The 18,418-nt window shown below is 39.9% G+C and carries 9 protein-coding genes and 1 pseudogene; 4 read left to right on the top strand and 6 right to left on the bottom strand.

Translation table 11 applies throughout. The annotated features are described in order from the left end of the window. Positions 1–49: 49 nt before the first annotated feature. Positions 50–2,359: a penicillin-binding protein 1C gene (gene pbpC / locus GNE10_RS18030; RefSeq protein ID WP_185566361.1), complete on the bottom strand. Its 2,310-nt coding sequence runs from the start codon at positions 2,357–2,359 to the stop codon at positions 50–52. Between the two features lie 262 nt (positions 2,360–2,621). On the opposite strand from pbpC, the gene GNE10_RS18025 reads away from it, so the two are divergent. Beyond that, complete coding sequence (locus tag GNE10_RS18025) at positions 2,622–8,342, top strand: alpha-2-macroglobulin (protein WP_185566360.1); 5,721 nt, start codon at positions 2,622–2,624, stop codon at positions 8,340–8,342. Positions 8,343–8,714: 372 nt separating this feature from the next. Here GNE10_RS18025 and GNE10_RS18020 read toward each other — a convergent pair whose 3' ends face one another. Beyond that, entirely contained in the window at positions 8,715–9,155 is a 441-nt protein-coding gene (locus GNE10_RS18020) for a globin domain-containing protein (protein WP_185566359.1), read from the bottom strand. Positions 9,156–9,281: 126 nt separating this feature from the next. On the opposite strand from GNE10_RS18020, the pseudogene GNE10_RS18015 reads away from it, so the two are divergent. Continuing rightward, a pseudogene (locus GNE10_RS18015) lies at positions 9,282–9,560 on the top strand (zinc-binding dehydrogenase); the annotation flags it as partial. A gap of 163 nt (positions 9,561–9,723) precedes the next feature. On the opposite strand, the gene GNE10_RS18010 reads toward GNE10_RS18015, so the two are convergent. The 4 genes from GNE10_RS18010 to GNE10_RS17990 form a co-directional block, all read right to left on the bottom strand. Beyond that, the gene (locus GNE10_RS18010; RefSeq protein ID WP_185566358.1) at positions 9,724–11,085 is read right to left on the bottom strand and encodes a sorbosone dehydrogenase family protein; all 1,362 of its coding nucleotides are present in this window, start codon (positions 11,083–11,085) and stop codon (positions 9,724–9,726) included. Positions 11,086–11,869: 784 nt separating this feature from the next. Then, entirely contained in the window at positions 11,870–13,795 is a 1,926-nt protein-coding gene (locus GNE10_RS36020) for a serine/threonine-protein kinase (protein WP_260446921.1), read from the bottom strand. A gap of 403 nt (positions 13,796–14,198) precedes the next feature. Continuing rightward, positions 14,199–14,996 (bottom strand): Rpn family recombination-promoting nuclease/putative transposase, encoded by a 798-nt coding sequence (locus tag GNE10_RS17995; protein ID WP_185566357.1) that lies wholly within the window; start codon positions 14,994–14,996, stop codon positions 14,199–14,201. A gap of 308 nt (positions 14,997–15,304) precedes the next feature. After that, entirely contained in the window at positions 15,305–15,532 is a 228-nt protein-coding gene (locus GNE10_RS17990) for a type II toxin-antitoxin system Phd/YefM family antitoxin (protein ID WP_185566356.1), read from the bottom strand. Between the two features lie 1,267 nt (positions 15,533–16,799). Between GNE10_RS17990 and cysE the strand changes: the two genes are divergently transcribed. After that, on the top strand, positions 16,800–17,549 hold the full coding sequence (gene cysE, locus GNE10_RS17985) for a serine O-acetyltransferase (protein WP_185566355.1): 750 nt from the start codon (positions 16,800–16,802) through the stop codon (positions 17,547–17,549). 145 nt (positions 17,550–17,694) lie between these two features. Next, the gene (locus tag GNE10_RS17980; protein WP_185566354.1) at positions 17,695–17,955 is read left to right on the top strand and encodes an Asr1405/Asl0597 family protein; all 261 of its coding nucleotides are present in this window, start codon (positions 17,695–17,697) and stop codon (positions 17,953–17,955) included. The last annotated feature ends 463 nt before the right edge of the window (positions 17,956–18,418 follow it).

Genomic DNA, 18,418 nt, shown 5'->3' with positions numbered 1-18,418 from the left:
CTTTCCCCCTTCCCCCTTCCCCTATTAGGCGGGCTGCAATGATAAATAATTATGGATGATTTGATTTTACCTGGGAATTACTAATAGAAAATCCTCGACGTGTAGGCTGAATTTTAGTCGATTCCACCTGAAAAGTTACCTTATCGGTCATTGCGCCACTTTTGGCTTCCAAAGTCCAATTGCCAGGACGTAAATACCAAAACAAGGAATTAGCTGAGTTGCTCTCTAATTTTTCACCATTTAGCCGCCATTCCACAGGTAGAGATTGATTTCCTACTAATTTGAATTCTAATTTTTGCTGTCCTTGTTGACCTGGATACAATAAAAATACATCGCCACGATGGGGAGATAAGATTCTTAAATTATTAGAAATTAAATGCGATCGCTGTTGTTTTGCCAACCATTCATTATACTCTGATGGCAAGTCAAATTTATTTGCAGTTTCGTAATTATTTTTATCTTCGGGATAGAAATATTCTTGCACCACGGAAGTACAATCTGGTGTTGGTTTTAAACCAGAAATTGCACAAACAGGTAGTTGAATTAAACCTTCTGGAGATGGAAAAGCTGCTGGTTCTTGATGTTCGTGCAGATGTAACATAATTCGATTCCACAGAGGTGCTGCACCGGTAACGCCTGAAACCTGACGCATCGGTTCGCCGTTGAAATTACCTACCCAAGTTGCAACGGTGTAATCTGTAGTAAAGCCTACTGTCCAAGTATCGCGAAAATTAGAAGAAGTGCCAGTTTTAACAGCAGCAGGAAAAGGTAAATTTAACACAGAGCCTACACCAAAAGCTGTTGCACGAGCGTGGTTGTCACTGAGGATGTTGATGATTAATTGCCAAATTGTCGTCGAATTTTGGATTTTAGATTTTGGATTTTGGATTGGGGAATGGGAAAATGTAGTTAATAAGGGAATGGCATCTCCTTGTCGTGCTATGGTTAGGTATGCACTGGCTAATTCCCAGAGAGTGACTTCGCCGCTACCCAAAGTCAAACCTAAACCATAATGTTCTGGAGTTTGATTGAGGTGTTCAAAGCCTAATTGACGCAGGCGTTCTAAAAAATTTTCCACGCCTACTTTTTCTAACACCCGCACTGCGGGTACATTTAAAGAATTTGCTAAAGCGATTCGCACCCGCACCGGGCCGAGAAAACTTTCAGTATAATCTGTTGGGCTATAGAGTTTTGCGCCGGGAATGGCGTAATGGGCGGGTACGTCTGCTAAAATGGTGTTTGGGCGAATGAGATTTTTTTCTAGGGCGATTTCATAGACAAAAGGCTTGAGGGTAGAACCTGGTTGACGTAGGGCTTGGACTCCATCATTGCGTCCGAGTTTGACTTCATTAAAATAATCGGGGGAACCGACATAAGCCAAAACTTCGCCTGTGTGGTTATCAATGACTAACGCAGCTGCATCGTGGACGTTGTTAGTAGCCAGAGAAGAAATTACTTGCTGTACCTGTGCTTCCACAAATTGTTGCAAAGGACGATTTATAGTTGTGCGAATGGGGAAACGCGGGGAAATTTCTGGTGTTTGGGTTTTATCAAATTGATTTGCTAACCAAAATAAAAAATGTGGTGCGGCGATAATTCCTGGTTGGCGAGATTGAAAGACAACTTTTTCTGTAGATGTGCGGGTGGCGATCGCTTCACTGATATGTCCTTCCTGTACCATACGATTCAGCACATATTTTTGTCGTTGCTTTAATCGTTCCCAATGTGCGTAAGGATTAAAATAAGTGGGATTATTGGGAATACCAGCCAACAAACTTGCTTGTGCGAGATTCAAATCACTGGCGGGGATGGAAAAATAAGTCTGCGCCGCAGCTTCCACACCATATATATTCCCTCCCATTGGCAAGCGATTGATATATGCACAGAGTATGTCATCTTTATTCATCCCCGCGACTAACCGCCAAGCTAGCCAAATTTCTTGCATTTTACCAGAGAAATTACGGGGCACTGGTTCTAACATCCGTGCTAACTGCATAGTAATTGTGGAAGCACCAGAAACAATTCGTTTGGCGTGGATGGCTTCTTTGGTGGCGCGAACAACAGCTTTCATATCCAACGCGCCATGTTGGTAAAAGCTAGCATCTTCAGCCGCTAAAATTGCCTGAATAAACTGCGGCGAAACTTGATTTAAGGCAACCACTGATGTATGCTCTTGGTCGCGAGTTAGTAACGTCCCTAATGGTAAATTATTGCGATCGCTAAATTGCATTGCCAATTGATTCTGGGCTATATCTGCTGCACGAATGGGTGCAAAATAAGGCAACAAACGCACCAACACACAGATTACCAGCACAGCCAGGATAATTTTAGCGTGCTTAATTCGTAAAATTCGTTTCATCACTGCCCAACCAAACTTACCTTAATTCTGACGCACCAATTACATCTACATCACTAAATATGTCAAACACTTAATAATTTATTTGTGATAACTTAGCAAACCTAAATCAATATTTATATCCCATCAATCCTGCTTCAAAGTTAAGAATTGTAGTTATTTTTGGAACAACCATACTTAATTAGTTATCAATATAAATAAACTCTCCTTTAACTCTTCTTTGCGCCTCTGCGCCTCTGCGTGATTATTTTAAATTCCTAAAAAAATGCTTATCAAAACTTTAATCCAATATCTTCTAATCTTCACACTTTCACTAACTATATCAGCCTGTAACTTTCTTGGTATCACCTCAACCAAAGAACAACTCCCCACAGTCTCCCCCCTCACCCCCCCAAAACTCCCAGACTGGATTGAACAAATAAGCCCCATCACAGAAGCCAAACCCCTCAACCAAATCCGCATCCGCTTTAAAGAAGCCTTAATTCCCGTTGAAAATCTTGACAGTCCAGAACAACAAAAATTATTACAAAAATTTGCTCTTTGGCCGCCCTTACCAGGAGAATTTCGCTTTTTAACACCGCGTATGGTGGGATTCCAAGCCCAAAAAGCACTACCAAAAGCCACCCGATTACAAGTTACCTTAAAAGCCGGTTTAGCAGATTTAAAAAATCATCACCTAGACAAAGATTTAGCTTGGACATTTAACACCGAATCTATTAATATAACCAATTTACCAGGCGTCAACCCAATGGAAAAAGCCGACGCCGAACCGATAAATTTACAAGAAAAATTACAATTTACTTCCAACGTCGAATTAAATTTAAATTCCGTACAAGAACATTTACAGTTAATTCCCGAAGGTAAAAATCAAGGTGTAAGTTTCCAAGTCCAATTAAATAAAGAAGAAAAGCCATCGGCAGATGAAGAACCTTTAGAAAAATTTGACCCTTCCGCCCGCAATTGGATTTATAATATTACACCACAACAAAATCTAGAAAAAGCAACTCGTTATCGCTTAGTTTTTTCTCCAGGAATACTTCCGGCTTATGGCAATCTTCCCACAGAAAAAGAATTTGCTAGTAAATTAGCAACTTATTCGCCATTGGCATTTAAGCAAATTAACTTTTACGGACAACCAGATGCAGGGGGAACTTACGGACGATTTATTAAAGGCAGTCCCCAGTTAGAATTTAACAACGTTTTAGTTGCAGATTCCGCAAAACAAAATATTACCATCAATCCCGCACCAAAAGATATCGCCAGACTTTTGCAAGTAGGCGATGAAGATAGAATTGTGGGTATCAATCCTTATGCATTGGAACCAGCAAAAACCTATACAATTACGATTAACGGTAACCTCAAAGATAAATTTGGACAAACTTTAGGTAAACCGATAACCATTAAATATGATACCGGAGATTTAGCCGGGGATATCTGGGTTCCATCAGATTTAAATATTTTTCCCTCAGGTAAAGATTTACAGTTAAATATTAGTACGGTAAATTTACCAGAATCAAAATACAAAGCCGCTTATCGAGTAGTTAAACCCACAGATTTAGTTTATTTTAACTATAGTAATGATTTCTTACCCAAACCTGCTGAATGGCAAAGTTTCAAAGTATCAGGTAAGAAAAATCAATCAGTTGACGTTACCGTTCCTCTCAGAGAAAAAATCAATGCTGCTACAGGAATGTTAGCTTATGGAGTGCAAGCCCGCACCAATAAATATCAAGAAAACGGCAAGGAATTGTGGCGGGAACCTACTACCTATGGCATGGTTGAATTGACAAATTTGGGCGTATTCACTCAATGGTTTCCAGAATCAGGATTAATTCGCGTCAATCATCTTAATGATGGTTCGCCAGTAAAAGCAGCTAATATTGAAATTTATCAATCACAATTACAAGCAAAATCTCGTCCAGAACCCGTACCTTGTGCCACAGGTACAACTGATGACAATGGCACTTTTAGAGTTAATCGGGAACAATTACAGCAATGTAATTCAGAAAATCAAAGTTCAATAAAATCACCCCAAGTATTAGTAATTGCCCGTGAAAATCAAGATTGGGCATTTGGCAGAACCGAGGAATATAGCGGCGTTTATGGCTATGGCATTGATGCCGGTTGGCAAGATAATAAACCAGAATCGCGGGGGGTAATTTTTTCAGATAGACAGTTATATCAACCAGGGGAAAAAGCTTGGTTAACTGGTTTTGCTGATTATTTACAAAACGGTGTAATTGGGCAAGATAAAAATGCTGTTTATCAATTAACTCTCATCAATCCCGACGGACAAAAAATTAATTTAGGCACACAAACCACAAATGAATTTGGTACTTTTTCTTTAGAGTTGCCCATCCAAAAAAGTCAACGTTTGGGCTATTATACAATCCAGGGCAAAGGTAAAAACGGGCTAGAAATTTCCGGTGAATTTCGGGTAGCTGAGTTTAAACCACCGAACTTTAAAGTCGAACTCAATTTAGATAAAGAATTTGCTCTCATTGATGAAAAGGTGAATATTAATGCCAGCAGCAATTATTTATTTGGCGCACCAGTAGAAAGTGGAGAAGCGAAGTATTTTATCACTCGTCAACAAGCAAATTTTATTCCCAAAGGTTGGGAAGAATTTAGTTTTGGTAGACAATGGTTTTGGCCGGAAGAATCTCCCACTGTATCTAGCGATGTCTTGCAAACTAATACCCAATTAGATGCTAATGGTAAAACTAGCCAAACAGTAACTGTGGCTAAAGATTTACCATATCCCATGACTTACCAAGTTGATGTTCAAGTTGCAGATGTTTCTAATCTTTCCGTAGCCAATTCTCAAACATTTACAGCCTTACCAAGTAATCGTTTGATTGGTTTAAAAAGCAATTTTATTGCTGATGCTGGTAAAGCTTTCCCCATTGAAGCCATTGTAACTGACCCTACAGGAAAAGCAATTACAGGTCAACGGCTACGGCTGGAATTACAACAAATAAAATACAGCAGTGTCACACAATTAGTGGAAGGTAGCCAGACACCAAAAAATCAAGTTGAATATCAAACAATCCAACAAGCAGAAATTACATCTGATAGTAATCCACAAGTAGTAAATTTAACACCTTCTGAATCTGGTTCCTATCGTATTCGCGCAAATTTCATCGATGAAAAAAATGAATTGAGTGCCACAGATTTACAAATTTGGGCAACTGGAGAAAATCCAGTATTTTGGGGTACGCGAGAAAAAGATGTTTTAGAAGTGAAGCTGGATAAAAAAGAATTTAAACCAGGGGAAACTGCTACTGCATTAATTCAATCTCCCTACCCAGATGCAGAATTATACTTTGCTGTTATCAAAGACAAACCAATTTATCAGCAAATTACCAAAGTTCAAGGAGGCGCACCACAAATTCAATTTCAAGTAACACCAGAAATGTTACCCAATGCAGCCGTGGAAGCTGTATTAGTCAGACAAGGTAAACCGATTAACCAAGTGGAAGCAGGAAGTTTAGATAACTTAGTAAAAATTGGTTTTACACCTTTTAAAGTTAACTTGGAACATAAATATTTACAACTGCAAGTTAAGCCACTGCAAGCATCATTAGAACCTGGTGCTGAGGAAACAATACAACTAGAATTAAAAGACAACCAAGGAAACCCCACCAAAGGACAATTTACAGTCATGGTGGTGAATGAAGCAGTGTTACAACTTTCTGGTTATCGTCCGCCGAATTTGGTAGATACAGTTTATGCAGAACAACCGATTTCTACCCGCTTTAGCGATAATCGACCAGATGTCATTTTACAACCACAGGATGTAGCCAAACCAAAAGGTTGGGGTTATGGCGGTGGTTTTTCAAGTAGTGCAGCAAATACTCGCACCCGCACTGATTTTCAACCCTTGGCTTACTACAACGGTTCTGTCCTCAGCGATGTTAATGGTAACGCACAGATAACCTTTAAATTACCGGATGACTTAACTACATGGCGGGTGATGGCTGTGGCTACTGATGGAAATCTGCGTTTCGGTAACGGCGATGCCACATTTATCAGCACCAAACCACTGCTAACTAATGCCATCTTGCCACAGTTTGCCCGTCCAGGCGATCGCCTTCTGGCTGGTTTATCCGTCACCAACAACACCGGGAACACCGGAAATCTCTCAATTAATGGCGAAGTTGGCGGTACGGTGAAATTTGCCGAGAAAAACCCCACAACTACTGCTTTACAAACCACAGCTGAATCTACAACTCAAGCTTATCGATTTCCAATGGTAGCTGATAGGGTCGGAGTCGGGAAAGTTCGCTTTACCACCAAGCTAAATAATACAGCCGCAGATGCTTTTGAAGTTCCTTTGGAAGTTAAGCCAATTGAAATTACAGAACAAGTTGTAGAAACTGGTGTAACTACAAAACAAGTAAAAATTCCCTTAAATGTTGATAAAAATATTTTCCCTGATGCGGGAGGTTTAAATATTCAATTGGCGAGTACTTTGATTCCCGAAATTAAAGCACCAGCCAAACAGGTTTTAACAGATAATGATTTACCCTTTGCAGAACCAGCAGCAAGTCAATTAATAATTGCAGCAAATCTCCAAACGATTACCCAAAAATACAATCAAAAATTTGCAGAATTTAATCCCAGCCAACAAGCAAATCAAGCAATTGAACAACTACAAAAACTGCAAATTGCCGATGGTGGTTTTGCTGCTTTCCCCGGACAAGAAAAATCCGATCCTTGGGTTTCTGCTTATGCTGCTGAATCTTTGGTGAAAGCAAATCAGACGTTTCCCAAATTAGTGGATACGGGAATGTTGTCTCGCCTCAAAACTTATTTACAAAAAGTTTTAGCCAACCCCGGAGAATACGATTTTTGCAAACAACTAACATGTAAAAAACAACTGCAATTAAAAACTTTAATTGCTTTGTCAGAACTAGGTGAAAAGCGCAATACTTTCCTGGCAGATATTTACGAACAGCGCAATAATTTTGATGCAGTCACTCAAATTAAACTAGCGCGATATTTATCTCAATTCCCAGAATGGCAAGACGAATCTCAACAATTAATAAATAAACTGCAACAAAATATCTATGAAACTGGACGCACAGCAGTTGTCAGTTTACCGATTAGTTGGGGATGGATGAATTCATCCACTGCGACCCAGGCGGAAGCTTTACGTTTATTCATTGCCAAACAAAGCAAACCTGAAGTCATAGATAAATTGTTACAAAGTCTCCTTGCACTGCGACGCAATGGCACTTGGCAAACTGACTATAATAATGCCCAAGCTTTAACAGCTTTGGTAGATTATAGCCAACTACAACCCACACCACCGAATTTTGTTGCCACAGTACAATTAGCTGGCAAAAAGTTAGGAGAAAATCGCTTTCAAGGCTATAAAAATCCTAGCTTAGAACTAAATTTACCCATGAATCAATTACCTCGTGGGCGTCACGATTTAACCCTACAAAAATCAGGAAATGGCACTTTACATTATTTGGTTGCTTATAATTATCGCTTGCAAGGAAATCAACCGGGTAGATTTAATGGGTTACGCATAACACGAGAAATTAGTCAAGTTAATGAAGAGAAAGTTTTACAAAAAACAGGTCTTTATGCTTTGGATAAACCCTTGACTTTAGCCACCGGACAAGTGTTTGATATTGGTTTAGAAATTATCAGCGATCGCCCCGTAGACCATATAGTAATAAAAGACCCATTGCCAGCTGGTTTTGAAGCCGTAGACGCGAGTTTTCAAACTGCCACTGCTGCATTACAAGCAAAAGCCGATAGTTGGGAACTTGGGTTTAAGAATATTTATCGCGATCGCATTATCGCCTACGCCGACCATCTAGAACCAGGAGTTTACAGCTTGCATTATTTAGTCCGTTCTGTGACACCTGGGACATTTTCTTGGCCTGGTGCCCAAGTGCATTTACAATATGCACCAGAAGAATTTGGGCGCACTGCTGAATCTACATTGGTGGTTGAGGATAAGTCGTGATAACTTAAGATATAATACCGTGTCCGCCTAATGACCCATAATAAAAACCTCTTTGCGTCCGCCGTACCCTTCTCTTCTCTACGAGACGCTACGCGACACGCAAGCTACGCACAACAGCAACCCCTTCGGTGTACGCCCCAAGCCGGCGCTCCGACTCAGCCAGATATGATAAGTAGGTCAACTTAATTAAACATAAAACAATGTTAGGGTGCGTTATCGCAAAGCGTAACGCACCTCAATTGCTATAGTACAGTCTACAGAGGTGCGTTAGCCTACGGCATAACACACCCTACATTTATTGACATCTACGTATGACGTTTTTTTAGGTTGAGCTACTTATCAAAGCAATTTCTAAGCTAACTGGGCTATTTCCTAGCTTAATTTTTCTACGTATATGTCATGTTCTCTATTAATAAAAACCTCTGATAATGCCTGATAAGCTTCTGTCCAAGCTGCTATCACCTCTTCTGTTGCTTCTGCTCCTAATACCTCACGCATAGCTTGGAGTAAACTTTCTCCTACAATCAGATATTGTTCTGGTTGGACAGATGTTTGTACATGACGTTGGGCAATTGTTTCCACCATTGATGTTAAAGCTGACAAGCGATCGATTTGGCTAGCATAACCATAAATTGCTGTCGCTAATTTTATCGGCTGCGAACCATTTGCTTGAGCCGACATATCAAATTGCTTTTTAATATCTGGATGATTATGAAACATAATTTCATACATCCGAGTAGTAATTTGTTGACCGTTCTTTTTTAAGATAGGTGCAGTAGATTTAACTATATTGATTGTTTGTTGACTAATCATAGTTTTTTCACTCGCTTCATACTTTCGATTAACTTTAATTTAGGGGAGATTTTAATTGATAACTATGAGCTACCTCAAACAAGCAACTTAAAACTGCTGAAGATGATTTAACCAAGCTAAAATTATAAAGTCCTCAAACCCAACGGCATTTATATCACCACTTTATCCAGCGCGGAAACTGTTGTCCAGAGTGTGTTAACAGCGTTTCTTCCCGGTCAAAAAGCAAAATTAGTGTTAGAAAAACCCAACGCTAAAGACTTGGTCGATCTCAAAGAATTAATTGAAGCTGGTAAAATTCGTCCAGTAATCGATCGCACATTTCCCTTACAAGAGTTAGCAGCAGCTCATAGCTACAGCGAAAGCGGACGTGCAGCTGGGAAAATAGCGATCGCCGTTACTAGTTGATTACCAGCGAACATCAATAGACTTCTAAGAGAAGTCGGGAAAAGGGGAAAGGGAAAGGGGGAAAGGTTTGGTATTTTCCCTTTCCCCTTTAACCTTTTCCCACAAGAGTCCTTTTTGCACTCTTGTCTAATGTAGAGACGTAGCAATGCTACGTCTACCGTAGTTAAGGTTTGTACGAAAGCTTATAGATAGTGCCGCTGTAGTCATCCGAAATGAACAAATTACCTTGTTTATCGACTGCCATATCCACCGGTCGCCCCCAAACTTCTTCTGTTCCTGGAACTAGCCAACCACTAACTAAATCTATCTGATTCCCTGGAGTCTTTGTTGTATTGTTCCAAGGAAAGTAAACTACCTTGTAGCCTGTTTTCTTCTGCCGATTCCACGAACCGTGCAGCCCCACCACTACCCCATTTGAGTACAAGCCAGGAAAGTTAGTATTTTGTAAGAATGTTAATCCCAAGGGAGCTGAATGGGCTTGAATACCCTTGGTAATCCTATCCATTGCATAGCAATTAACACGTCCATCAGAATTGTATTGATAGTCGCGGTCAAAGGGCATATTATTCATGCCACTTGCAGTATCAGGATTAGAATTGCAGAATGGCCAACCGTAGTTACCAGCATCTCGGACTCGCGTAAATACTTCTGGTGGATGATTATCTACATAGGAGGGAATCAACTTACCGTAATTGCCAGTACTATCTTTGAAGGGATAGCGGATATTGTCTCGATTATTATTAACTACCCAAAGGTCATTTGTATTAGGTAAGAATGCTAATCCTTCGGCATTACGCAAACCTTGGGCAAAAAGGCGGCGATTGGTTCCATTGGCGTTGTACTGGTAAATCGCACCACGTTTTGGATTACTCACAGTATCTGATACGCAGGCATTACAGGTAGAAGCAATTGACACGTACAATTTATGGTTGCTATCGAGTGCGATATTTTTCAGTTCGTGACCATACGCGCCTTTGAGTTCGCTTGTGCTGCTGTCTGGTAAACCACTGACAACAATTTGACGATTTTTAGCAGTTCTGTCTCCATAGGTATAGGTGAAACGGTTGATTTGATGAGTCTCAGAGATATAGACGTATGTGGTGCTGTTAATCTTGTGAAATACAATGTCGTGTGGTCTGCGTAAACCTGTGACAAAGTTAGAAATAATTGGGTCTTTGCTGCCATTGGGCCGGACAATTAACACTTTACCGGTATTCGGCTGTGATACTAAAAGATCCCCATTGGGAGCAACTGCCATGAAGCGAGCTTTGGGAATACGAGTATAAACAGAGATGGAAAACTTAGGCGGTACTTTTAAGTAACGGTTTGTATTAAAAGGCGAATATCTCATCGTAGTGGGTACGTTCACCTTAGTATTCACAGACGCAGCTTGCGGATCAGCTAACGCCACTTTGGGAACAACCTCTAAAGACATCAAACTAGTAACTGAGATACTCAAACCAACTAGGGATGCAGATAATATCTGTCCAAGCGCATGTCTTGGATTTACGTTGAAGATAAACATTTTTCTAGCCTCGTAGGGAACTACGTCACACACAACTCTCGATTAGCCGATATTTTCCGAGAGTCCGAACACAGGGTAATCACGTGTAGTAGTTTTTGAAAACACTTCGTTAAATATCTTTATATTTTCATTTTTCGTTATTCATCAAAAAATCATTGATTAAAGTTATAAGGTACTACATAAAAATTCAGTATAGATTTTAAGGATAAAGCCATATACAGAGAGAGTTATAACCTTTTTCTCTGTTCGCTGCTGTATAAAGAAAGATACAGCGATCGCTCCCTCAACTCTCAAAAATATTGCAATATAAAACTGTATTTATTAATACGCTGATTATTTTAATCTAGTGAAATTCACTTAATAAGCGATCGCACATATCCCGAACAAGAATTAGCGATGGTTCATAGTTATAGGGAAAGAGTGTGCAGTGGACAATTACCAGAATCCGCCCAATCAAAGTTAGAACACTTCACAGACAAGGAGACAAGGGAAATAAAGAAAGCAGCAGCAGCAGAGGACGAATAACTCCAAACTCGCAACTCCTCACTCCCAACTCCCAACTCCTCACTCCCAACTCCCAACTCCTCACTCCTAACTCCCAACTCCTAACTCCCAACTCCTCACTCCCAACTCCTCACTCCTAACTCCAAACTCCCAACTCCTCACTCCCAACTCCTAACTCCAAACTCCCAACTCCTCACTCCCAACTCCCAACTCCTAACTCCCAACTCCTCACTCCCAATAACTCATATTATTTAAACTGACACAGTAACACGCAGAGATTTTAAGGTTTTTGCTCAAATTGTTTAATGCGGTTTAGAGCATCTTGATATTCCTTTTCTTTTCCTTGCTGTTTATACAAATCAGCAGATTGGCGAAAATCTTCAATTGCAGCTTGCCGATCTCCTAAATTAGAGTGAGCTAAACCGCGATTGTAGTAAGCATTTCCATAGTTGGGATTAATTTTGATAGCTTGGGTATAATCTGCAATTGCAGTTTGGTTATCTCCTAAATCATAGCGAGCTAAACCACGATTGTAGTAAGCTAGCGCATAATTTGGATTAAATTTGATGGCTTGAGTATAATCTTCAATTGCTGCTTGCTTATCTCCTAAATCATAGCGAGTTACACCCCGGTTGTAGTAAGGTAGTGCATAACTCGGATTAATTTTAATGGCTTGGTTATAATCTTGAATTGCTGCTTGAGTATTTCCTAACTCAGAGCGAATTAAACCCCGGTTGATGAATGCTTCTGCATAGTTGGGATTAATTTTAATGGCTTGGTTATAATCTTGAATTGCTGCTTGCCTATCTCCTAAAGTAGAGCGAGATAAACCACGATTGTAGTAAGCTAGTGCATAATTGGGATTAATTTTAATGGCTTGATTATAATCTTCAATGGCTGCTTGATTATCTCCTAACTCAGAGCGAATTAAACCCCGGTTGATGAATGCTTGTGTATAGTTAGGATTAAATTTGATGGCTTGGTTATAATCTTCAAGTGCAGTTTGACTATCTCCTAAATTAGAGCGAGCTAACCCGCGATTGTAGTAAGCATCTGCATAATTTGAATTAATTTTGATAGCTTGGTTATAATCTTCAATTGCACCAGAAAAATCTTTGTTATTGTATTTTTCTAATCCTTCTTTATAGTAACTCTCAGCACTTTTTTGTTCTATTCTGAGTAGATTTGTTAGTCCTAGTAAATGAACAGTGCCAACACCCATTAATACAACTAACGGAATCAAAAAAAGATATATAGGAATAGGTTTTTTTTGACTGATTGATGGCGTAAATACAGGTGCAACAGGTACAGTTACTGGTATTGTTTCTGAATTTAACGCTTGTAAAACTTCTTCAGCAGATTGATAACGGCGTTGGTATTCTTCTTGCAACAATCTATCCAGTATCCGCCCCAATTCTTGACTTACTGGTTGTTGCAAATATTGTCGCCAATTAGTAACCCAACCATAACCTTGTCTTTGCCAAAGTTCCCAAGGGTGAATTCCACTCAACAGGTGAAAGCAAGTTGCACCGACACCATATAAATCACTGGCTGGGTAAGCTTCACCACCTTGCATTTGTTCCAGTGACGCATAACCAAAAGAGCCGATGGTTGTTCCTATTTGCGTTATCACCGTTGCAGTCAGTTGCTTGGATGCACCAAAGTCAATTAGTACCAATTTTCCATCGCTGCGACGAATGATATTCTCTGGCTTGATATCCCGGTGAATAACTTTGTGTTGATGAACTGTTTTGAGAATATCTAACAAATCCAGTAATAATTGTTTTATTTTTTGCTCGTTGAAATTTCCCTGCTGTTGCAATTCTGTCAATAAATTCTGTCCGTCGATAAACTCCTGCACCAAATACAGGTGATTATCTTCCTTAAAATAAGCTAACAGCGTGGGAATTTGAGAATGTTTTCCTAACTGTTGCAGTCGCTTTGCTTCTTGCTCAAATAGTTCTGTGGCTTTGTTGAGTGCATCTGTACCCTGCATTTGCGGTGCAAACTGCTTGATGACACAATGCTCCTGAAGTTTATCGATATCTTCTGCTAAATAAGTTTTACCAAATCCCCCGCCACCTAATGATTTAATTGGGCGATAGCGGTTTCTCAGCACCACCAACCTTGTACCGCATTTGGAGCAAAACAGGGTGCCATCGGGATTGGGCGGATTGTGGCAAACTGGATTTAGACAGCAGGTCATAAACTGTGCTTCTGTGGGGAAATGTATCTATTATGGCTTAAGCACAACCCACTGTTTATATAGCAATCCGATTTGATTTGTGAACTTACTTGTGAAACTCCAAGGTAACTTGGCGGGGAAAAGGGGAAGGGGGAAAGGGAAAAGGTTTTTTCTTCCTTCCCCTTTTCCCGGTTGGTGAGCTTGCCTGCCCTGAGCTTTGTCGTTGGCGTTGGCGAAGCCTCTCGTAGAGAAGCCTCTCGTAGAGAAGGGTCGAACCATTAACCTTTATCCAATCTCCACCCACAATAGCGGATTACTCCATCATTCCTCTTTCTCCCCTCTTCCCTTTAATCTTTACCCAACCTCCACTTAACATTTTTGGGTTGGCAGACTACTAGCTTTTATAATTTGCTTGAGAGTGCGTTCAAATTCGTTCTTGTTGTGCTACTTCTTGGACTTGTGCAAGATCTAAATCTAAAGCCTGTGCTATCTGTTCTACAGTTAAACCCAATGCTAAAAGCTTAGGTACAGCTTCTAATTTTGCTTGTATGCGTCCTTTTTGTTCACCTTCTTCTCTAGCTTCTTGGTAAACCCGCGTTTGCTTCAATTCACTTAATCCAAACATTGCTTCTATCTCCTTTTGACTCATCTGCGGAAATTTGTAAACTAAGATTGTCTCTATTAATTCTAGTAATTGTTTTTGTGGTAGTTGCAAATCTACCGCTTGCTGTGTACGGTTGATTAATTCTCTGGCGGTACTAATGGCTGTATCTTCGTCTTCAATGATTAATTTTATCGTAGCAATTCCTATCGGTAAGGATGCAGTTGAGCCTAATTCATCTAAGTAAATTACACGGATACGCTGGCTGTGAAAAAATTCTATGAAATCTTCTTTCTTACCTATATCGATATCTGAGGTTGGATAAATCACTACTCCTCGCCAAGGATTTTTACGTTGATTTTGGCGTAAGTATAAAGAAATTTCTGAAATCAAGCGCAAGTAAATTTCTGTATCTGGTTGAAATTGAACTTCCACAAAATAAATCGGACTTTTTTCATCTGGGATGGGAAGAAATACACCGTCGATTCTAAAAGCTGTTTGTTTGATTTCAACTGAAGCAAATTGATAGATGTTGGCGGTTTCGGGAGGGTTACCAATTAGTTCAAAGAAGATGCTAGGAAATTCTTGAAATAGGCGATAAAATATGCTGTCGGTTTTCACGCAGAGGTTTCAGCAGATGTTTGACTATGCTGATTTTACCAATAGCAGGCAATAGGCAAATAAAGTCTGTTGGCATTGGGTTTCTTACAATTAAAATATCCCCGTGTCACTGTGTCCCCGTGTGGCTGCGTCGGTCTAAACAATAAGTTTTCAACTAAACTCGATATAATGTGCGATCGCTCTTACTAATGGGAATTATATACTTAGCAAATTTTGCGACTTCACCATCTTCATTCCCAAGGTAAATATACGATTTTCATTTCCTTGGAAAAACCAAATCAAAGTATGAGTATCTAATAAGACCTGCATTACATATAATCCTGGAATTCTTCTAATGGCTCATTAAAGTCATCTGATATTGTAATCAAATCTTTGGCACTACCAAATAAAGGAGAGCGTTTTTTTTCTAGAATCACCGGAGTTAGCTTAACCATCGGCTGCTCATCTTTGGTAATAATAATTTCCTCGCCATTGATTGCTGCTGCGATTAATTCATGTAAGTGTTGTGATGCTGCGTCAATTGTAATGTGTTGCATAATTATCACCATTTAATTAAATATTTTACAGCAGTTTTCACAAGTCTATCCTTGGACTAAACTGTTCAATACGATTGGGAGTACGTTCGATTTCGGCAAACAATACGTCTCTCATCTCGTGGAATGATATTGTCAAAGGTAGTTTCCCCACCTTTGGAACGGGGTTAAATATGGTCATAATACCGTTTCACTTTAATTATGATACAAATACGTTGGTAGGGGCAAGGTATTGCCCATTGGTGTCAACTTAACGTCAAAACATTGTAATGACGTTAGAGCAAACTTACTCAATTACTAATTAATCCGGAGTCACCCCACCCCGGCTTTGCTGACGCAAAACCTCCCCTCCCCGCCTGCGGGGAGGGGATTGAGGGGTGGGCTAAAACGTCTGTGTGACAAGCGTTTAAGCTTAAGTTGACACTAATGGGTATTGCCTTACCCCTACGCAAAATCAATCTAGTTGAAAATCGCTGTAATACTCGTTAATGAGTATTTGAACTCCATTAAGGAATTAGCAAGAAATAAATTATTCAATCTTGTGGGGTGGACATCTTGTCCGCCCTTCTTTACGGGCGGGCGAGACGCCCACCCCACAAGAAAAGTTGAATATTTTTCTATTTGTAAGTTTTTTAATGAGTCTTTAAAAGTTTTGTGGCTAGGTTAGCATGGCTTTACGCCTCTACAGCAATTAGTTATTGTTCAACTGCTATGAGAATATTTACTTATTATACAGTTCTGAAATTTTGTGTTGGCTATTCCCACACATCTATATAATAAGAAAACATCTCTGATGAGCGATAGCGATATTTGAAAACGTATATATACATACAGACAGCAAATCATAAAAGAAAATAAAGAAACTTGTTTTTTATTGAGGCAAATATTAAGATACTAATAGTAATACGAGATACAGAAATTTGACTTTTATCCTTATCTAAGGTAGATTTGAGTGCATTTGAGTACAGCTTAATAAATCTCAAAATATAGTGCATAAATCTTTGTAAAGTCTTACAAGTAAAGTTTCTTGTAGCGAGTACAGAAAATCTTAAACCCTGCCCTAAAAATACCAGTACCCCTATCATTAAATACTAGTACCCCTACCCCAAGAGAAATTTTTAATTGATTTGAGGTGGGGGTTTTGGTGTTTGAGTACAACCTTAATAAATCCAATAAATCCAATCAACATTGGGTTCGCTAGGGAGTTGGAAGTGGCCTGATATAAGCATAAAAATAGCACATGGCTCTTTTAACCAGATAGACACTAGCGATGCAACAGTCTTTAGACAGAATTACGAATCCTCAAACTTTGAAAATACAGGATTCAAAACAGAAATCCTTGCTCAAGACATTACTCTCTGGAGATTTTTTTGAGCCATTATTGAGTGATTTTCGCATTATCTTTGAGCGCGATCCAGCTGCACGCAATTGGTTAGAAGTTGTGTTTTGCTATCCTGGGTTGCACGCATTGTGTTTGCATCGTCTTGCTCACTGGTTACATTGTCGAAGAGTAGCTTTTATTCCCCGTTTAATTTCTCACTTGGGACGATTTTTAACCGGAATTGAAATTCATCCAGGTGCAGAGATTGGGAAGGGTGTATTCATCGACCACGGAATGGGAGTTGTGATTGGCGAAACTGCGATTGTGGGAGACTATACGCTGATTTATCAAGGCGTCACCCTTGGCGGAACTGGTAAAGAAAGCGGTAAGCGTCATCCCACAGTGGGTAAAAATGTTGTGGTGGGTGCGGGTGCAAAGGTTTTGGGTAATCTGCAAATTGGCGATCGCGTCCGGATTGGCGCGGGTTCAATTGTTTTGCGGAATGTACCCAGCGATTGTACTGTGGTGGGAGTTCCCGGCCGAATTATTTCTCGCGATGGAAACGCCAGCGTTTCTCCTTTAGAACATGGAAAGCTACCCGATGTAGAAGCAAGCGTGATTCGTTCTTTGCTTTCGCGCATCGAACAACTGGAAAAACAACTGCAAACTTTAAGACAGGAGGTAGGAGTTAGGAGGTAGGAGTTAGAAGTTAGGAGTTAAGAGTTAGGGGTTAGGAGTTAGTAATTATTCTGTCCGATCTCCCACTCTGCGGGTTCGCGCTAGGGTCTCTCAAAGAGAAACTCAAGCTATATCTCTCTCATCTTCCTTATCCCCTTTTACCACTATGAAAAAATTAAATCCTTCACAAATTAATTCCGATCCTTCAGGCGAACAAGTTTTGCAGATTCCTTTGAGCGATCGCTGGCGAATTTATCACCGTTTGCAAGAATTAAAAATTCAAAGTTCCTGTCTTCCGGATGGTTCTTTACGGGTGCAAGTCAATAATTTGCTAGAAGGGATTCTAATTCGCAGTACGGTTATGCAATTTCTCGCTTCTCGTCACGAATTAGTCGAGTGGTTAGAGCGTTGCTGGCAATATAAGTGATGAATGTTAAGTCATAAATATTGTTGACAAACATTATCTAGACCAATAAGCTATGAGGCTTTTAAATTGCACAGTTCTTTTCTAAGTTTGTTGACCCTCGACCATTCACTGTCAACTGTCAACAGTTAACAACCAATAACAAAAGATGTGCAAGGTCAAATCTACTAGAGCTTATTAATCTTGAATTCATCACACAAGCATAGCTCTTTGCAGGGATGCATAAATATTGAATAGGTTTAGAAGTTGAAGTTACTGTCTGCTAGCAAATTCTATTGCAAACTGAGAAGAATTCCTACTGCATGGCGGAAGTAAAGGAGAATTCAGAATTCAGAAGTCAGAATTCAGGAGTCAGAATTCAGGAGTCAGAATTCAGGAGTCATGAAAAACTTTCTGTTTCTCTTTTGTCCCATGCCCAATGACGCCACTTGCTCCACTTGGGGAGACCCCACCCCCAATGCCCCAT

Source organism: Nostoc sp. 2RC, from assembly GCF_014222165.1.
In the GTDB taxonomy this organism is placed as follows: Bacteria; Cyanobacteriota; Cyanobacteriia; order Cyanobacteriales; family Nostocaceae; genus Nostoc; species Nostoc linckia.
This window is presented reverse-complemented; position numbering and strand designations above follow the sequence as displayed.